1 protein-coding gene is annotated in these 283 nt (G+C 44.2%); it reads right to left on the bottom strand.

What is annotated here, in order from left to right; all coding sequences use genetic code 11:
- Nucleotides 1–283 (bottom strand): histidine phosphatase family protein (locus ACLOR3_RS01250; RefSeq protein WP_497867186.1); only part of this gene is annotated, 283 nt, incomplete at both ends.

A 283-nucleotide genomic window follows, 5' to 3' on the forward strand; every position in this document is an offset into this window, starting at 1 on the left:
ACTAACAACCAAGGCATTTCCACCACCCTTGGCTTCAACTTCCTTGGCAATCTCCTCAAAGCCATCTACAATCCGTTTTTTCAACACATCCCATGGTTCAGCCCAACCTGCTGTATCTACTTGGTAGATTCCATTCGCCAGTTCTTCCAGGGTAAGTTTCTTATAATCTTCAATATCTAGAACCCGAGGAACAACTCCACGGAAAAGCTCCCCTCCGTAGGCACCATCAAAACTTCCAAAACACCATTCCCGGATCTTTTTGTTGAAAGTATAAGGAATCTGA

This window comes from Streptococcus intestinihominis, from assembly GCF_046824975.1.
GTDB lineage: Bacteria > Bacillota > Bacilli > Lactobacillales > Streptococcaceae > Streptococcus.